This window comes from Bradyrhizobium sp. SZCCHNRI3043 (genome assembly GCF_032377735.1).
Classification (GTDB): Bacteria; Pseudomonadota; Alphaproteobacteria; order Rhizobiales; family Xanthobacteraceae; genus Bradyrhizobium.
In genome coordinates, this window is record NZ_JAUHID010000002.1 from 104,410 (window position 1) to 119,138 (window position 14,729).

Sequence of the window (14,729 nt, forward strand, 5' to 3'; positions counted from 1 at the left end):
GCCTCACTCACAGCTCGATCTCCATCCCTTCAGCGGGGATTTCCCATCCCTCGCGTTCCAACGTTTGCCGCTCGTGTGAGGCGTGCAGCCACGCCGGATTGGAGTTGTTGATGTGCAGGAAGACCTTCCTGCCGATCCCGATATCCGCCAGCGACTTGATCGCGCCGCTTTCTCCGGACATCGCGATATGTCCCATGCTCTGCCCGGTCTTGTTGCCGAGTCCGGCCTGGATCATCTCGTCGTCGCGCCACACCGTGCCGTCGAACAGCACCAGGGGCGCGCCTCTCAATCTCGTTCTCAGATCATCGTCGACGCCGGCACAGGCGGCGATGACGTAGCAATATTGGCCGCCTTCGAGATCGGCAATCTTCAGGCCCAGCGTGTCGCCGATCGAGGAGCTACCGCCGGGATGCTGCTTGTCGCGCAGATACCACGCGCTCGTTCCCGAGACGGCGAAGGCCGTGACCTCCAGGCCCGAGGGCCTGCCGTCCTGCAAAAGCGGCCGGAACGGCACATCGATCACGATCGGCACGCGCTTGACGGTCTCGTCCTTCAGCACATCGAAGATGTTGTTCGATCTGAGGATCGCAAGCACCTTGGGATGCGCATGGATCGAAAATGGCGAGCTCTCGCGCATCGACAGCAGCCCCGTGACCGCGTCGATCTCGCCATTGGTCAGGATCACGCCGGCGATCGGGCTGTGGCGCAAGGCGCCGGGCTTCGGATGCAGTTGCGGCGTTCGGGTGACCTGCTGACGCAGATCGGGCGAGGCGTTGATCAGGAACCAGTTGGCGCCATCGGCGCTGACCGCGACCGAGGCCTGGCTGTTGCTGATCTCGGGATGATCGGTGCGCGCGGCACGACACACAGCGCAGCCGCAATTCCACTGCGGCACTCCACCGCCTGCGGCGGCGCCCAGGACGACGAGGCGAAGCATGAGCCGTCTCCTGGAATTCAGCTGTGGTGGCGCACGCGATTACCAGCGGCAGGATGACCGACAGGCAAGCTGACCACCGGCCAGGATCGCCCGCAGGGAAGGTGACGAGGGTGGGACATCCGACCCGCGTACGGGCTGGCACATACGCGGTCGCTGATCCCCACCCTCAAGCGTCGACGTCCTGATCGCCGAGACCTGGACGTCACACCCGCGAATTATTTGCGGGCCGCGCAGGCGTACATGTTGATTTCCATGCCGACCGGCACTTCAACGATCTTCGGTGCTTTCCAGGCCATTGTCCTCTCCTTCAAGACGGGACGGTTATCGTCCTCAGCATTAAACTACCGTGCTACGAAAAGTTCGCCAGTGGAATCTTTTTGTTTGAGCCTCTCAGGCCTGTTTATTGCAGTGCGAAGTTGCAGATGCGAGTTGCTGCCGTTTTCGTCGGATTGAGCCGCGAAAACAACGAATTCGTGATCGATGGCTTCGCAACGCCGTACAATTCGGTCCCTAGCTTGAGGGGCTGAGCTGGCCGGATGAAGCAGTCGTGAGATGTTCGAGACTTCAAAACCCAAGCGCGCGACCCCATTGGAAGCTGATGATGCCTAGATATTTCTTCAACACACGGATCGGCGAGGAACTGGTCTCCGATACCGACGGCGAGGTGCTGCGCAGTCCCGACCGCGCCTGGGAAGTCGCGCGCGACATGATCAAGGAACTGCTGCGTACCGAAGGCGGCAACGCGGCGCTGATGACGGCCGTCATCGAGGTCACCGACGAGGACGGCGAGATCGTGCTGGAGTTCCCGTTCTCCGAAGCGATCTTCAACATGCCGGCGCAATCGATGACGCGCCATTGAGCGCAGAGCGGCCGCATCGCCGCTCCTCGAACGCTCGCATGTTTGCAGCCGAGGTCAGACCGAATGGCGCGGGCGAACGATGTCGCCGCGCGTGCTGGCGATGCCCATTTCGAAGCTGTCGGCGATGCGGCGGGCGCGGACGATGAAGAGCTCCGCGAGTTCCGGCGCGAGCAGGTCCTTCGCCGTCGCCTCGAACAGTTGCAGCCAGCGGTCGAAATGCGGCCCCCGCAACGACAGCAACAGATGCGGCCGCATCGGCGCGCCGCTGTAGCGGCCCGTCTTCAGGAACATCGACGACCAGAAATCGCTGATCCTGCCGATATGTTGGTCCCAATCCTCCACCGCACGGTTGAAGATCGGGCCGATCAGCTCGTCCTCCCGTGCGCGCCCGTAGAAGGTCTCGACCAGCAGGCGGATCGATGCGTCGTCGAGTTCCGGATGTTGAACGGCGAGGGGATGGCGGTCGGGCTGGGCGGCAGGCATGGTCATGCGCTGTATATAGGGGATGATAGCGCCGGTGGAAACGCCGGGGCCGCCACTCACGATCTCGCGGCGGCCCTGGCGTTCGGTCACGGCAGGCTGACGAACTCCACCCAGTTCGGCTTCTTGCCCACGGCGTAGGATTTCAGCTTCTCCAGTGCGCCGCCGGCGGCGTCGATCCGATACACCGTCATGCCGTTCGACAGCTCGCCGACGGCGGCGAGATAGCGCCCGGCGGGATCGATGGCGAAGCCGCGCGGCTGGGTCTCGGTCGGCACGCTGCCGATCAAGGTCAGGCGCCCGCTGGCCGTATCGACCTTGAAGCCGGCAATCGTGTTCGAGCCGCGTTCCGAGGCGTAGAGGAACTTGCCGTCAGGCGTCACGTGAAGATCGGCAGCCCAGGGTTTGCCGGTGAAGCCGGCGGGCAGGGCGGTGGTGCGCTGCTGCTCGCTCCAGCTGCCTTTCTCGGCATCATAGGCATAGACGGCGAGATCGGCGTTGAGCTCGTGCAGGAGGTAGATGAACTTGCCGTTCGGGTGGAAGATGAAGTGCCGCGGCCCGGATTTCTCCGGCGTCTTCACCGTCAGCGCATCCTTGGCCGTTAGCGCGCCGGTGGCGGCGTCGAAGGCGAAGCCGAGCACCTGGTCGGAGCCGAGATTGGTTGCGAACACGAAGCGGTTGTCGGGCGAGGGCAGGAAGGCATGGGCGTTCAGCCCGGTCGGGAGCACCTGGCTCGGCGCGGCGACCACGCCGTTGGCCTGGACCGGATTCGCCGCGACCTTGTTGCCGCCATAGGACGCGCTGAACAGCACCTTGCCGGTGCGGTCGAAGGCGATGTTGGCCATGCTGTCGGCGAGCGGGCCGTTGCCGAGATGGCTGAGCTGGCCGGTCTTGGCATCGATCGCGAAGCTCTCCGCCTGGAACGGCTGCGACCGCACACCGGCGATCAGCACCCGCTTGTCCGGGCTGACCGCGAGCGGGGGCGACGAGCCCGGCTTGTCGACGCCGACGAAGGAAGCCGTCTGCACCGGGGTCATCTCGCCGGTCGCAGCATCGAATTTCAAGACGCTGATGTCGTTGCTGTCGGCGTTGCCGACATAGGCGTAGGTCTCGGCGTGGCCTGCGCGCGGCGCCAGCGTTGCTGCAGCGGCGAGAACGAATGTAGCGGCCATGATGGTGCCCGGTCTGATCATGTGGTTTCCCCCTTCGTGATGTTGTTGCTTGAGGTCTTAAAGTCGTTTGTGAAGCTTGACCAAGCTTGTTTCCGGATCGATCGATACAGGATCGGTATTGATCGCCCCCTCGGTCCCGATCGGCGAGCGGGGGACAAGACCCATGCGCGTTGCTGCATGGGCTATCCCGGAGTGCCGCGCCTGGACGGCTTTCTCCCATCCAGCCCGCGCGCTAGAACAGCCATCCGTCACCACGGAGCTCCCCATGACCGAACTCTGGCGCCTGCCGGCTGCCGACCTCGCCGCCCTCATCAAGTCGAAACAGGTCTCCGCCCGCGATGCCGCGACCGCGGCGCTGGCGCGGCTCGATGCGGTCAATCCCGCGATCAACGCCGTGATCGACCATCGCCCCGAGGACGTGCTGCAACAGGCCGACGCCATCGACGCCCGCCTGGCGCGCGGTGAGGACCCGGGGCCGCTCGCCGGCGTGCCGGTGACCATCAAGGTCAATGTCGACCAGGCCGGCTTCGCCACCACCAACGGCCTCAATCTGCAGAAGGACGCGATCGCGTCGGCACACAATCCGGTCGTCAACAACCTGGTCAAGGCCGGTGCCGTGCTGCTCGGCCGCACCAACACCCCGGCGGTGTCCTATCGCTGGTTCACCAGCAACCTCATCCACGGCCACACCAAGAATCCGCGCGACCCCGGCATCACGCCGGGCGGCTCCTCGGGCGGCGCAGGATCGGCCACCGCGGCGGGCATCGGCCATATCGGCCACGGCACCGACATCGCCGGCTCCGTCCGCTATCCCGCTTACGCCTGCGGCATCCACGGCCTGCGCCCGACGGTCGGCCGCATCCCGGCCTTCAATACACAATTCCCCGAGCGCCCGATCGGACCGCAGATCAGCGCCGTCTCCGGCCCGCTCGCCCGCACGGTCAACGACGTCAGGATCGCGCTGGCCGCGATGTCGGCGCGCGACGTCCGCGATGTCTGGTGGATGCCGGTGCCGCTCGAGGGCCCGCCGCTGCCGAAGCGCGTCACGCTGTGCGTCAACCCGGACGGGCTGAACCCGGTGCCGGAGGTCGTGGCCGCCTTGCGCGATGCCGCCAGGCGGCTGGAAGCCGCCGGCTGGACCGTCGAGGAGATCGCGGACACGCCGCCGATGCAGGAGGCCGCGCTGCTGCAGACCCGTCTCTGGCTCGGCGACGGCTACGAGGCGCAGCTCGCGGCGGCCGAGAAGGAGGGTGACCCAGGCGCGCTGGCCTGCCTGCGCGGCGTCAGTGACAAGGTGCATCCGTTCGACCTGTCGCAGACCTTGGCGCGCCGCGCCGCGCTGACCCGGCAATGGCTCCTGTTCATGGAGCAGCATCCGCTGCTGCTGATGCCGGTGTCGGGCATGCTGCCGTTCGCCGATCAGCTCGACCGCAAGGACGAGGAGTCCTTCAGGCAGGTCTGGCACGCCCAGCTCACGCAGATCGCGATTCCGTTCTTCGGCCTGCCGGGCCTGACGGTCTCGACCGGCATGGTCGGCCGCGTCCCGGTCGGCGTCCAGCTTGTCGGCCAGCGCTTTCGCGAGGACATGTGCCTCGCTGCCGGCGAGGCGATCGAGGCCGGCGGCACGCCGCCGTCGCCGATCGATCCGGTGCTGGGCTGATGGCCGGCATCTATGATTTCACCGCGACCTCGCTGAAGGGCGAGGAGGTGCCGCTGAAGCGCTTCGAGGGCCAGGTGCTGCTGATCGTCAACACCGCCAGCGCCTGCGGCTTCACGCCGCAATATCGCGGCCTCGAGGCGCTGCACCGGGCCTATGCTGACAGGGGCTTTGCCGTGCTCGGATTTCCCTGTAACCAGTTCGGCGCCCAGGAGCCCGGCACGGCCGAGGAGATCGGCGCGTTCTGCGCCGGCAAGTACGACGTCACCTTTCCGCTGTTCGCGAAGATCGACGTCAACGGTGCGGACGCGCATCCGCTATACCGGTTCCTGAAGGGCGAGAAGACGGGCCTGCTGGGCTCAGCGATCAAGTGGAATTTCACCAAATTCCTGGTCGATCGCACCGGTCACGTGGTGTCGCGCCATGCGCCGACCACCACGCCCGAGGCGTTGAAGAAAGAGATCGAGGCACTGCTGTGAGCGACAACGAGACGACTGCGACCCCATTTCCTGACCGGCTGTCGGTCGATCCGAAGAGCCCCTATTACAATGCGGAGATCCTGTCGCGCGACGTCGGCATCCGCTTCAAGGGCGCCGAGAAGACCAATGTCGAGGAATACTGCATCAGCGAAGGCTGGATCCGCGTCGCCGCAGGGAACGCCAAGGACCGCCACGGCAACCCGCTGACCATCAAGGTCCACGGCCCGGTCGAGCCGTATTTCAAGGATTGAGGCGACTGCTTTCAAGGATTGAGGCGACTGCGCTGCGGGCCTCTGGTGGTCGTATCCGCCAACCTCTGGCCTCAGTGATGAGGCAAACCGCCAACCCAGGACTCATCATGCCCGGGCTTGTCCCGGGCATCCGCGTCGTCATTCCAGGCGCACGACATGGATGGCCGGGACAAGCCCGGCCATGACGGTGTGGAGAAGGGCGGGGTCGAAGCAGCTTTAGCCCCCGCGTCGCGATGGGTGATTTAGAACGTTGGTCGTAGATATTTGAGCGTCGTTCAAAATTATATTGAACGTCGCTCACATTCCGCTACACTCACCCATATCCGCCCCGTCGGCACCGGTCCCGACGCGCGACGTCCCCAGGCGTTTGCGCGATCGGACCCCTGCGTGCCGTCTCCGGCGGGGTCACAGAGGGTGATGACGATGGCCTATTCGGAACAAGATCTGCGCGCCGCAGCCGGGGCCGGCGCGATCGGGCCCGACGAGTTGCAGCGGTTGCTGACCTACCTCGAGCAACAGGCGAAGGCGGGTCCCGCGGCGCACGCCAAATTCGATGCCGCGCATCTGCTCTGGTACGCCGGCGCGCTGATCGTCATCGGCGCCATGGGCCTGTTCTCGACGGTGGCGTTCTCGCAGATGGGCGGCCGTGCGCTGACCGCTTGCGCGCTCGCCTACGCCGCCGCGTTCGGCTTCGCCGGCGACCACCTCTGGCGCCGCGACCTGCGCGTTCCCGGCGGCCTGCTGATCGCCATCGCCGTGTCGATGGCACCGCTCGCCGTCTACGGCGTCCAGGCCGAATTCGGCTGGTGGGGCAAGTTCGGCAATCCCGGCACGGTCCACGACTTCTACGTCTGGATCAAGGGCAGTTGGCTGTTCATGGAGATCGCCACCATCGCGGCCGGCGCGATCGCGCTACGCTTCTATCGCGTCCCCTTCATCGTCGCGATCATCTCGGTCGCGCTGTGGTTCATGTCGATGGACCTCACGCCCTGGATCTTCAACGTCAGCCACATCGACTGGGAGATGCGCCGCATCGTCTCGATCTGGTTCGGCCTCGGCATTCTCGCGGTCGCCTGGACCGTCGACTACACCAGCCACAGCCGCGACTTCGGCTTCTGGCTGAATCTGTTCGGCCTGCTGGCCTTCTGGGGCGGCGTCAGCGCCACCGAAGGCGCCACCGAGCTCGGCAAGGCGATCTACTGCCTGCTGAACGTCGGCCTGCTCGCGATCGCCGTCATCATCGTCCGCCGCGCCTACGCCGTCTTCGGCGCGATCGGCATCACGATGTATCTCGGCCACCTCGCCGACGTCGTCTTCAAGGACTCGCTGCTGTTCCCGTTCGCGCTGTCGCTGATCGGCATCGCGGTGGTCGCGGTGGGACTGGCGTATCATCGGAAGCAACGGGTGATCGCGGAGTGGCTGGCAGCCAATCTGCCGCCGGCGGTGCTGCGGCTGCGGCCGCAGCGAGCTGCTGCGTAGGCTAGACAATCAACTGAATGTATGGCCGTCCTATCGAACACCAGTGGCGATCGCTAAGCAGAAGCTGTGGACCGTAGCGGGAGGGAGTAGATATGGAGGAGCGGCTGCTACGCCTGCCGATCGCCGCAGTGTCCGGGCCTATGAAGCGAGAAGTCGTGCTCGCGGAAATGACGCGGCAGGACGGGGAATATGTAATCCGGAGCATTCCTGGGTTCGCCTATGATGTCGCATTGGACGATATCGTCAGAATTGTCGACCCGAATTCCGGTCGCTTCGAGGTCGTGTCGCGAAGCGGGCAAGTGTCTATTCGCGTCTTCATCGAGGGACCACTTGATAGGTCCGACGTGCACGCGGTGATCGATGCGGTTCTTTCTGAGAATGGAAAGTACGAAGTGGGAAAGAACAGTGAGGATGCCTCACTCCTGCTTCTCAGTCTTCATATCGGTCTCGGTCTAGACAAGATCAAGTCAATCATGAATTTGGTGGTTGGTCCCGCCGTTCAATGGGAGTTCGGGAACGTGTACGACGATCATGGCAACTTCACAAACTGGTGGGCGCATTGATTTCGATGGCGATGGCGGGATTGCGATAGCAATGCACGAGACTCTTCGTCAAAAATCGACAACGTCATGCGACCAATTTGCTGCTGCGTCACCGAACACCCGAGGAGGTGAAGGTCGTTCTGCCGCCGCAGGGCTATGGATCGAAGCGCAAGCGTGGCGCAGAGAGCAATGATGAACGGACTCGGCGAAGCTGCGCTGGACAGGCGGCCAGAGCCAGTTGATGTTCTCGACGATTGATCGGAACGACACGAGCCCACCATGAACCTCGATCCCGAAAACGGCCACACCCTGGACCAGGTCATCCCGCACCTGGCCGAAACAATCGCCTGGTGCAGCTCGCGCCCGCGCCCGTGGTGGCCCGCGACGACATTCCGCAGCGCCGACATCGCGCCCGAATTCGGCAGCCGAACGCGCAAGGCCTCGGTTCAGTCGGTCGCCGAGCAGCGGCGTTGCCGCCTCGGTGGCGGCACCATCACCTTCCCGAAGATCTACAGCTTTCACGGCCGGCTGCTGGCGTTCTTTCCGGACGGCAGTCTCGATTGCGGTGTCGCCGCTAGCGAGACGGACGGCTTCTTCACGGACGGCAATGTCCCGCCATGGGATACGTGGGTAGCTTATCTCCAGGAGGACCACGAGGCCAGCTACATCCTGGCGTGGGTCCCGCGCCCGATGGTGCACATGGTCGATGCCGGCCTCCGCCTCATCCCTGAACAATGCGTCGAGTGGGTCGACGAGCGCCGTCCGTATTTGATCGAGGCCCTGGCCGCACGAGGGCTCCGTGTCGACTAGCCGGCGACGTGGTTCCGAAGCGCCATTGCGTGATGGCCGCTTGCGTCGACGCCCGGTGCGGCCGCTGCGTCACCTTGTCTTGTGTCTGATGCTATGCGTCGGTTGCCTCCTTGCCGGAGGAGACGATCGTGCGCGGGCCGATCGGCGCGAGACCAATGGTCCAACCGAGGCAGACAGCTACCAGGCCTATGTCGATCAGATCGGTGTCGTCGAGGGTGAGCTGGGGCCGGCGGTATCGCCGATCCTGGGCATCATTCTAAGCGGGCCCCCCAAGCCCTGGCCGCCCCTCAAGAGCTTCAAGAAGCTGCAGCAACTGAGCGCACGGTATCCGGATTTTTGTCTTCGGCTGGTTTCTGACCCGAAGCAGACCCCCATTCATCGCGCCATCTCCCTGTGGTCGATGCGCGAACTCGGCAGGTCCGAGTTCATCAGCTTTCTTCAGAAGATGGTCGATCTGCGTGAGCGGGACCAGATCTCGTCGCGAGATATCGAATTGGCGCTTTGGCCATTTCCCCCCGATGCGATCATCTGCAACACGACCGGGCCTGACGTCAGGCTCGTTCTCCAACGGATCCTCGGGCTCGGAGATCTCACCACCGAATTCAAGTCATATCTTGACGATATTCTTTCCGGCAAGGTGTCGAAAGTTTCCCTGCTTTTGGACCCTGATGCATGTTCTGCACATCGATGAGCGGCAATGCCGGAATAGAAGCAGTCGCGTCCGTCCGTCGCGCGGCGTAGACGTAGTCGTCGAGCATCAGTTCCGCAATTCTTGAAGCCGGATCGCTGATCACAGACCCGCAGCCTTCTCCTTTACGGAGGGCCGTTTCCAGACCCTCCCGTATCATCCGGCCGCGCTGCTATGGCTTCTCCCTCAGCAGGAGTTTGGCGAGCCGTACGGCTGCCCAAGTTCCTAAGAGGCTGCCCAGACCCACGCCAGCCACGATGCCCAACAGCACGACGATGCTCCAGTCGCTGTGAATGCCTCCCGGCGCGAAACTGAGAGCGAAAAAGCCGATGGCCAGAGCAGCGTATCCAAGCATGGCGGCCCCCAGCGCGAAGCCGATCAGGCCTGCGACGCCGATGAACCCTGCTCGTGTGGCTTTCCCCATCCAAACATCTCCGACAATGGGCTGTCCCCGGGACGCAAGAATTCTCTTGCCATCTGTCGGGACTGGCCAGTCTGGATCGTCCTTGGGGCGAACACAAATGCTGCACGCATGCAGTGAGCCGTCGAACTCGAACCTGGAGCAATAATCATGAGGATCACCGTCCAAACCACCGTCGCAGCCCCGATCGATCAGGTTTGGCGTGCCTATACGACGCCGGCCGACATCGTGAAGTGGAACGCGGCCTCCGACGATTGGCATACGACCAAGGCCACGGTCGACCTGAGAGAGGGCGGCGCGTTCTCGTCGCGGATGGAGGCCAAGGACGGCAGCATGGGCTTCGACTTCGCCGGCACCTACACGAAGATCGTCGACCACAAGCTGATCGAATACGCCTTCGGCGACCGGAAGGCCGAGGTCCACTTCGAGCCCGGCCCGAATGGCGTTGTCGTTCGCGTCGCCTTCGATGCCGAAACGACTCATTCAGTCGAGCAGCAGCAGGGCGGCTGGCAGGCCATTCTCGACAGTTTTGCACGGCACGTGGAGGCGAAGAAGGCGTCGTGAGGACGAGGGGGCCGAGGTCCCGGCGGGCGCCGCGAGCGGCGCCCGAATCTTTCACCTTGACAAATTCCGAAAATCAGCAATTATGCGCGTGTCCTGTCCTTTTCGCAGAGGGGCGTACGCGTCGTCACGAACGTCGGGGCAGGGATGCGGTGGCCGTGGAGATGTCGGTAGACGACCGGCGTCTGTGCGGACGGAGAAGTCGTGTGGTCCTGACCTCTCGACGCTGAGGTCAAGTCCGCAAGCGTTGCTTGACGGCACGCCCGGGCGATGGGGGCAAGAACGCCGATCCCCAGGGAGAGCACGAAGGACACCGTTCAAACCATCGCGCAGGGAAGGCCGGAATGCACCGGTCGTACCTGTGGTTCCTGCCCCGTGCACTTTCTCACGCACGGGGGCCATGGGTTGCGGCCAGCACCCGGTCTTCCCTGCGCCCTCTGTATTTGATGAGGGTGACGTGTTTCGCAGCACTCGGGCGTCAGGCGCCGCGAGGCCGCGGTCGCACGTCCTCCAGCTGTTTGAGATGTGAAAGCGGTTTTCCCACAGCATCGTCCCGGCGAACGCCGGGACCCATACTCCGCGGCGGATGTGGGACGCGAGGTCTAACGACGAGTCCGCCCCAAATCACGTCCTGGGGTTATGGATCCCGGCGTTCGCCGGGATGACACTGACTTTGTGGTTCGCGTGGTTCGTCCCATGCGCCGTATAGGGGACCAATTACGACGACAGCCGCATATCCAGCAGCCGCCGGCCCTCGGCGCGCAGCAGCTTCTTGACCGCGCTGGAGGCGACGACCTCGCCGTCATTGGCATAGGCTTCGTGGTTCTTCTCGATGTCCTCGAGCCGATACAGGTAGTTCACCATCACGGTCGCGGATTCGCGCTGTCCCTTGGACGAGAGGTCGCCGAGCCAGTTGATGCGCTCGAGCCTCGCGCCGTTGCCGAGGTGGAAGCGCGCGACGGGATCGATCACCTTTCCCTTCGACGTGCGCGCCCTCAGGAAGTAGTGCGCGGCGAGCGGCTCGATCACGGGGCGCAGCTCGGCGGACATCTCGGCGTCCTCGACCCAGCGCGGCTCGTTCAGGAGCTTGAGCACGTTGCGATCCTCTTCGGTCGCATCGGCCGTCGACTTCAGCCAATTCATGAAGCCCGGCACCGGCGACAAGGTCACGAAGGTGTCGAGCTTCGGCAGCTCGCGCCTCAACTCCTCCACCACTTGCTTGATCAGGAAGTTGCCGAACGAGATGCCGCCGAGCCCGCGCTGGGTGTTGGAGATCGAATAGAACACGGCGGTGCGGGCGCGGTCGGCCGGCACCGGCGGACGGTCGACCGCGAGCAGCGGCGCGATGGCGCCGGGGATCGTCTCGGTCAGCGCGATCTCGACGAAGATCAAGGGCGCGTCGGGCATCGCCGGATGGAAGAAGGCGTAGCAGCGGCGATCGACCGGATCGATGCGGCGGCGCAGATCGTCCCAGTCGTGGATCTCATGCACCGCCTCGTAGCGGATGATCTGCTCCAGAATGTTCGCCGGCGTCGACCAGTCGATCTTACGCAGCACGAGAAACCCCCTATTGAACCACGAGCTCAAGAGATGCACCACGTCACGATCGAGCGCGGCGAGTTCCGGATTGGCCTTCAACAGATCCAGGAGATCGGTGCGCATCGCCACCAGCTCGGGCGTGCCGCCCGGCGCGCGGTTGAGCCGGCGGATCAGCTCCTGCCGGCGCGGCTCGGAGGCGAAATGCAGCGCGCTCGCGCCTTCGTCCGATGGCGCCGCACGCCAGTCGTCGATCGCCTTGGCGAGCCTGGCCTTGTCGGGCCCGAAATCATGGACCAGCGCGGTGAAGAACGCCTTGCGCCCCTCGGGGTCGAGATCGTGATAGCCGTCGAGCACGTCGCGGGCCATCGCCGTGCCCGAGGCTTCGCCGGCGCCGGACACCAGCGCCTCGCACAGCTCGGCCAGGCTCGTCGCATCGTGCTTCTCGACAGGAGCGCCGCCGCCGCGCAGCAGCGTCCGGCCTCGCTCGGAAATTGTGGTGATCAGGTCGGTGAAAAAGGCATTGGCCATCTGATGTCGGTCGAATCCCAGAGCGTGATGAGGGCGATGTTACATGGATTTATGGCAAAGCTGGTCACATTCAAACATAACAAATCGTCAACGCCGCCGTCGCGGCGCGCATATGCGGCCGGCGTGTCATGCACCTGTCTGCTCCGCGAATTCGGTCGGAGTGCGGCCGGTGACCTGCCTGAAGGCATGCGAAAACGCCGGCACGCTGGCATAGCCGAGATCGGCGGCGAGCTGCTTGACGGAGAGGTGACGGTCGGTGGACAGCCGCTCGATCGCGGCGGCGATCCGGGCACGCTGGCACCACGCCTTGAAGCTCAGCCGCGTCTCCGCCGCGAACAGCCGCGACAGGGTGCGGGCCGAGCTGCCGACCTTGCCCGCCAGGGTCGCCAGGTCTTGCTCGCTCGCGGGAGAGGCGAGGACGAGCTGGGCGGCACGGCGTGCGCGCGGATCCTGCGGCAAGGGGATGAAGGTCGAGGAATCCTCGGCGCGGCGCAACTCGAGCAGAGCGAGCCGCACCAGCAGCGCCGTGCGCTCGGGCCCGCCGTCCGCCGCGAACAGCGCCAGGATCGCCTGGTGCAGCAGCGGCGAGACCTGCACCACGAACTCGCGGTCGAGCCGCGCGCCCCGCGTCTCCCGCTTCAGCCAGTCCAGCTCGAAATACAGCGTCCGCATCTGGCTGTCGGCCAGCATGTCGATGGCGTGGCCATGGCGCGCGGGCACCCAGACCGCGCGGTCCGGTGGCACCAGCCAGCGTCCCCGCGGCGTCGTCACCTGCATCGTGCCGCGCGAGGCGTAGATCAACTGGGATTCGCGGTGCATGTGCGGATCGAGCCGCGCGCCCTTGTGATAGAGGCGCGCGATCAGATGGACGCCGGGCTCGGTCGTCACCCGGTCGGCGCCGAGCGGCTTCAATGGCGTGTCCACGATGGTCATTGGCGGCTTCTCGTTGGTCGCGTCGACTATAACCGATCCGTCAGGAATCGAGGACAGCTCCCATGAACAGCGCCCGCCGCGTCATCGGCTTCGTCAACGCGGCCCATTTCATCGACCATTATGCGATGCTGATCTTCGCAGCCGCGGTCATCATCATGGGCCCGGCGCTCGGCATGGCCTATGCGGACCTCTTGCCCTATGCGACGCCGGGCTTCATCGCCTTCGGCGCCGGGTCGCTCCTGACCGGCTGGCTCGGCGACCGCTGGAGCCGGCGGCACATGATGCTGATCTTCTATCTCGGCATCGGCCTGTCGATGATCTCGGTCGGCCTGGTGCAGACGCCGTGGCAGCTCGGCGCGGCGCTGCTTTCGATCGGTCTGTTCGCCTCGATCTATCACCCGGTGGGAACCGCGATGCTGGTGTCCTACGCCGACCGGCTCGGTCGCGACATGGGGCTGAACGGCGTGTTCGGAAATCTCGGCGTCGCCTCGTCGGTGCTGGTCACCGGCGTGGTCGGGCAATATCTCGGCTGGCGCTTCGCCTTCATCGTACCCGGGGTGATCACGGTGGCGATCGGCGTGGTGTTCGCGCTGTCGGTCGTGCATGAGGACCGCCGCGGATCGAAGCAGGCCGCGGCGCAGGCCCGTGTCGCGCGCGACCAGATGTGGCGCGTGGTGCTCGCGCTGCTGCTGGTGGTGATCGCGATCTCCACGACGTTCAACGCGATCACCGTGGCGCTGCCAAAGCTGTTCGCGGAGCGGCTGGCCGGGTTGACGCAGAGCCCGGCGCTGCTCGGCGTGATCGCGGCCGGCGTCTACGTGTTCGGCGCGATGACGCAGTATACGATCGGCCGGCTGCTCGATCGCCACGCGCTGAAGACGATCGCGCTGCCGCTGTCGCTGGTGCTGGCGCCGCTGCTCTATCTCGCCGCCGATGCGCGCGACTGGGCGCTGATCGTGGCCTCGATCGGCATCGTCATGGGCGCGTTCGGGCAGGTCACGGTCAACGACGCGATGGTCGGCAAGTACACCGCCGAGGAATGGCGCTCGCGCGCCTATGCGGTGCGCTACTTCGTCGGCTTCACCGCGGCAGGCGCCTCGGTCGGCCTGGTCGCCTGGCTGTATGAGCGCGGCGGCTTCGTCACCATGCTGCAGGCCTTCGCCGTGCTCTGCCTGGTTGCGATCATCGCCGCGCTGATCCTGCCGCCGGAGCTTCCGGCGGCGCAGCCGGCGCTGCGGGAGGCGCCGGCGGAGTGAGAATGCGATCCACCCAAATTTTCCCAATTGCCAGGCACGCGCTGCCGGCGCAGCCTGGGCCGATATGCGCGTGCTGATACTGATGAGATCTGATTGGCCACCATGCAGGCGACCGCGGTGGCGACGAGAGATTGAAG

Annotated in this window: 17 protein-coding genes; 10 read left to right on the forward strand and 7 right to left on the reverse strand. The window is 64.9% G+C overall.

Features of this window, described 5'->3' with window-relative positions; all coding sequences use genetic code 11:
- Positions 1-7 precede the first annotated feature (7 nt).
- Positions 8-937, reverse strand: coding sequence for a pyrroloquinoline quinone biosynthesis protein PqqB (pqqB, locus tag QX124_RS06215; protein WP_315796664.1), 930 nt, complete (start codon positions 935-937; stop codon positions 8-10).
- Between the two features lie 215 nt (positions 938-1,152).
- The gene (gene pqqA / locus QX124_RS06220) at positions 1,153-1,233 is read right to left on the reverse strand and encodes a pyrroloquinoline quinone precursor peptide PqqA (RefSeq protein ID WP_012029362.1); all 81 of its coding nucleotides are present in this window, start codon (positions 1,231-1,233) and stop codon (positions 1,153-1,155) included.
- 305 nt (positions 1,234-1,538) lie between these two features.
- Between pqqA and QX124_RS06225 the strand changes: the two genes are divergently transcribed.
- Positions 1,539-1,796, forward strand: coding sequence for a DUF6894 family protein (locus QX124_RS06225; protein WP_315718026.1), 258 nt, complete (start codon positions 1,539-1,541; stop codon positions 1,794-1,796).
- Positions 1,797-1,850: 54 nt separating this feature from the next.
- Here the strand turns inward: QX124_RS06225 and QX124_RS06230 are convergent, their stop codons facing one another.
- Entirely contained in the window at positions 1,851-2,285 is a 435-nt protein-coding gene (locus QX124_RS06230) for a group III truncated hemoglobin (RefSeq protein ID WP_315796914.1), read from the reverse strand.
- A gap of 80 nt (positions 2,286-2,365) precedes the next feature.
- Positions 2,366-3,469, reverse strand: a complete 1,104-nt coding sequence (locus QX124_RS06235) for a lactonase family protein (protein ID WP_315796665.1) — start codon at positions 3,467-3,469, stop codon at positions 2,366-2,368.
- 244 nt (positions 3,470-3,713) lie between these two features.
- Between QX124_RS06235 and QX124_RS06240 the strand changes: the two genes are divergently transcribed.
- The 7 genes from QX124_RS06240 (at position 3,714) to QX124_RS06270 (ending at position 9,357) form a co-directional block, all read left to right on the forward strand.
- On the forward strand, positions 3,714-5,108 hold the full coding sequence (locus tag QX124_RS06240; RefSeq protein ID WP_315796666.1) for an amidase family protein: 1,395 nt from the start codon (positions 3,714-3,716) through the stop codon (positions 5,106-5,108).
- Entirely contained in the window at positions 5,108-5,584 is a 477-nt protein-coding gene (locus tag QX124_RS06245) for a glutathione peroxidase (protein ID WP_315725519.1), read from the forward strand. Before QX124_RS06240 ends, QX124_RS06245 begins: the two co-directional genes overlap by 1 nt.
- Entirely contained in the window at positions 5,581-5,835 is a 255-nt protein-coding gene (locus QX124_RS06250) for a DUF3297 family protein (protein WP_315718031.1), read from the forward strand. Before QX124_RS06245 ends, QX124_RS06250 begins: the two co-directional genes overlap by 4 nt.
- A 423-nt stretch (positions 5,836-6,258) precedes the next feature.
- Positions 6,259-7,314 carry a hypothetical protein gene (locus QX124_RS06255; RefSeq protein ID WP_315796667.1) on the forward strand — a complete coding sequence of 352 codons (1,056 nt, stop codon included), beginning with the start codon at positions 6,259-6,261 and terminating at the stop codon, positions 7,312-7,314.
- Positions 7,315-7,406: 92 nt separating this feature from the next.
- The gene (locus tag QX124_RS06260) at positions 7,407-7,877 is read left to right on the forward strand and encodes a DUF4265 domain-containing protein (protein WP_315796668.1); all 471 of its coding nucleotides are present in this window, start codon (positions 7,407-7,409) and stop codon (positions 7,875-7,877) included.
- Between the two features lie 258 nt (positions 7,878-8,135).
- Positions 8,136-8,666: a hypothetical protein gene (locus QX124_RS06265; RefSeq protein WP_315796669.1), complete on the forward strand. Its 531-nt coding sequence runs from the start codon at positions 8,136-8,138 to the stop codon at positions 8,664-8,666.
- Positions 8,656-9,357: a hypothetical protein gene (locus QX124_RS06270; protein ID WP_315796670.1), complete on the forward strand. Its 702-nt coding sequence runs from the start codon at positions 8,656-8,658 to the stop codon at positions 9,355-9,357. The genes QX124_RS06265 and QX124_RS06270 overlap by 11 nt, the downstream gene beginning before the upstream one ends.
- Positions 9,358-9,526: 169 nt before the next feature.
- Here QX124_RS06270 and QX124_RS06275 read toward each other — a convergent pair whose 3' ends face one another.
- A complete protein-coding gene (locus QX124_RS06275) occupies positions 9,527-9,778 on the reverse strand; it encodes a hypothetical protein (protein ID WP_315796671.1) in 252 nt (83 codons plus the stop codon).
- A 147-nt stretch (positions 9,779-9,925) separates the two neighbouring features.
- On the opposite strand from QX124_RS06275, the gene QX124_RS06280 reads away from it, so the two are divergent.
- Complete coding sequence (locus QX124_RS06280) at positions 9,926-10,339, forward strand: SRPBCC family protein (RefSeq protein WP_315796672.1); 414 nt, start codon at positions 9,926-9,928, stop codon at positions 10,337-10,339.
- A 714-nt stretch (positions 10,340-11,053) separates the two neighbouring features.
- Here QX124_RS06280 and QX124_RS06285 read toward each other — a convergent pair.
- Complete coding sequence (locus QX124_RS06285) at positions 11,054-12,403, reverse strand: malonyl-CoA decarboxylase (RefSeq protein ID WP_315775937.1); 1,350 nt, start codon at positions 12,401-12,403, stop codon at positions 11,054-11,056.
- A 126-nt stretch (positions 12,404-12,529) separates the two neighbouring features.
- Complete coding sequence (locus QX124_RS06290; RefSeq protein ID WP_315796673.1) at positions 12,530-13,336, reverse strand: helix-turn-helix transcriptional regulator; 807 nt, start codon at positions 13,334-13,336, stop codon at positions 12,530-12,532.
- Between the two features lie 62 nt (positions 13,337-13,398).
- Here QX124_RS06290 and QX124_RS06295 point away from each other — a divergent pair, with 62 nt between their 5' ends.
- Positions 13,399-14,592 carry an MFS transporter gene (locus tag QX124_RS06295; RefSeq protein ID WP_315796674.1) on the forward strand — a complete coding sequence of 398 codons (1,194 nt, stop codon included), beginning with the start codon at positions 13,399-13,401 and terminating at the stop codon, positions 14,590-14,592.
- Positions 14,593-14,729 lie beyond the last annotated feature (137 nt).

What these genes read in the sequence shown, in the direction of transcription:
- pqqB (WP_315796664.1), bottom strand. Translation starts at nt 937, where the DNA reads ATGCTTCGCCTCGTCGTCCTGGGCGCCGCCGCAGGCGGTGGAGTGCCG.
- pqqA (WP_012029362.1), bottom strand. Translation starts at nt 1,233, where the DNA reads ATGGCCTGGAAAGCACCGAAGATCGTTGAAGTGCCGGTCGGCATGGAA.
- QX124_RS06225 (WP_315718026.1), top strand. Translation starts at nt 1,539, where the DNA reads ATGCCTAGATATTTCTTCAACACACGGATCGGCGAGGAACTGGTCTCC.
- QX124_RS06230 (WP_315796914.1), bottom strand. Translation starts at nt 2,285, where the DNA reads ATGACCATGCCTGCCGCCCAGCCCGACCGCCATCCCCTCGCCGTTCAA.
- QX124_RS06235 (WP_315796665.1), bottom strand. Translation starts at nt 3,469, where the DNA reads ATGATCAGACCGGGCACCATCATGGCCGCTACATTCGTTCTCGCCGCT.
- QX124_RS06240 (WP_315796666.1), top strand. Translation starts at nt 3,714, where the DNA reads ATGACCGAACTCTGGCGCCTGCCGGCTGCCGACCTCGCCGCCCTCATC.
- QX124_RS06245 (WP_315725519.1), top strand. Translation starts at nt 5,108, where the DNA reads ATGGCCGGCATCTATGATTTCACCGCGACCTCGCTGAAGGGCGAGGAG.
- QX124_RS06255 (WP_315796667.1), top strand. Translation starts at nt 6,259, where the DNA reads ATGGCCTATTCGGAACAAGATCTGCGCGCCGCAGCCGGGGCCGGCGCG.
- QX124_RS06260 (WP_315796668.1), top strand. Translation starts at nt 7,407, where the DNA reads ATGGAGGAGCGGCTGCTACGCCTGCCGATCGCCGCAGTGTCCGGGCCT.
- QX124_RS06265 (WP_315796669.1), top strand. Translation starts at nt 8,136, where the DNA reads ATGAACCTCGATCCCGAAAACGGCCACACCCTGGACCAGGTCATCCCG.
- QX124_RS06275 (WP_315796671.1), bottom strand. Translation starts at nt 9,778, where the DNA reads ATGGGGAAAGCCACACGAGCAGGGTTCATCGGCGTCGCAGGCCTGATC.
- QX124_RS06280 (WP_315796672.1), top strand. Translation starts at nt 9,926, where the DNA reads ATGAGGATCACCGTCCAAACCACCGTCGCAGCCCCGATCGATCAGGTT.
- QX124_RS06285 (WP_315775937.1), bottom strand. Translation starts at nt 12,403, where the DNA reads ATGGCCAATGCCTTTTTCACCGACCTGATCACCACAATTTCCGAGCGA.
- QX124_RS06290 (WP_315796673.1), bottom strand. Translation starts at nt 13,336, where the DNA reads ATGACCATCGTGGACACGCCATTGAAGCCGCTCGGCGCCGACCGGGTG.
- QX124_RS06295 (WP_315796674.1), top strand. Translation starts at nt 13,399, where the DNA reads ATGAACAGCGCCCGCCGCGTCATCGGCTTCGTCAACGCGGCCCATTTC.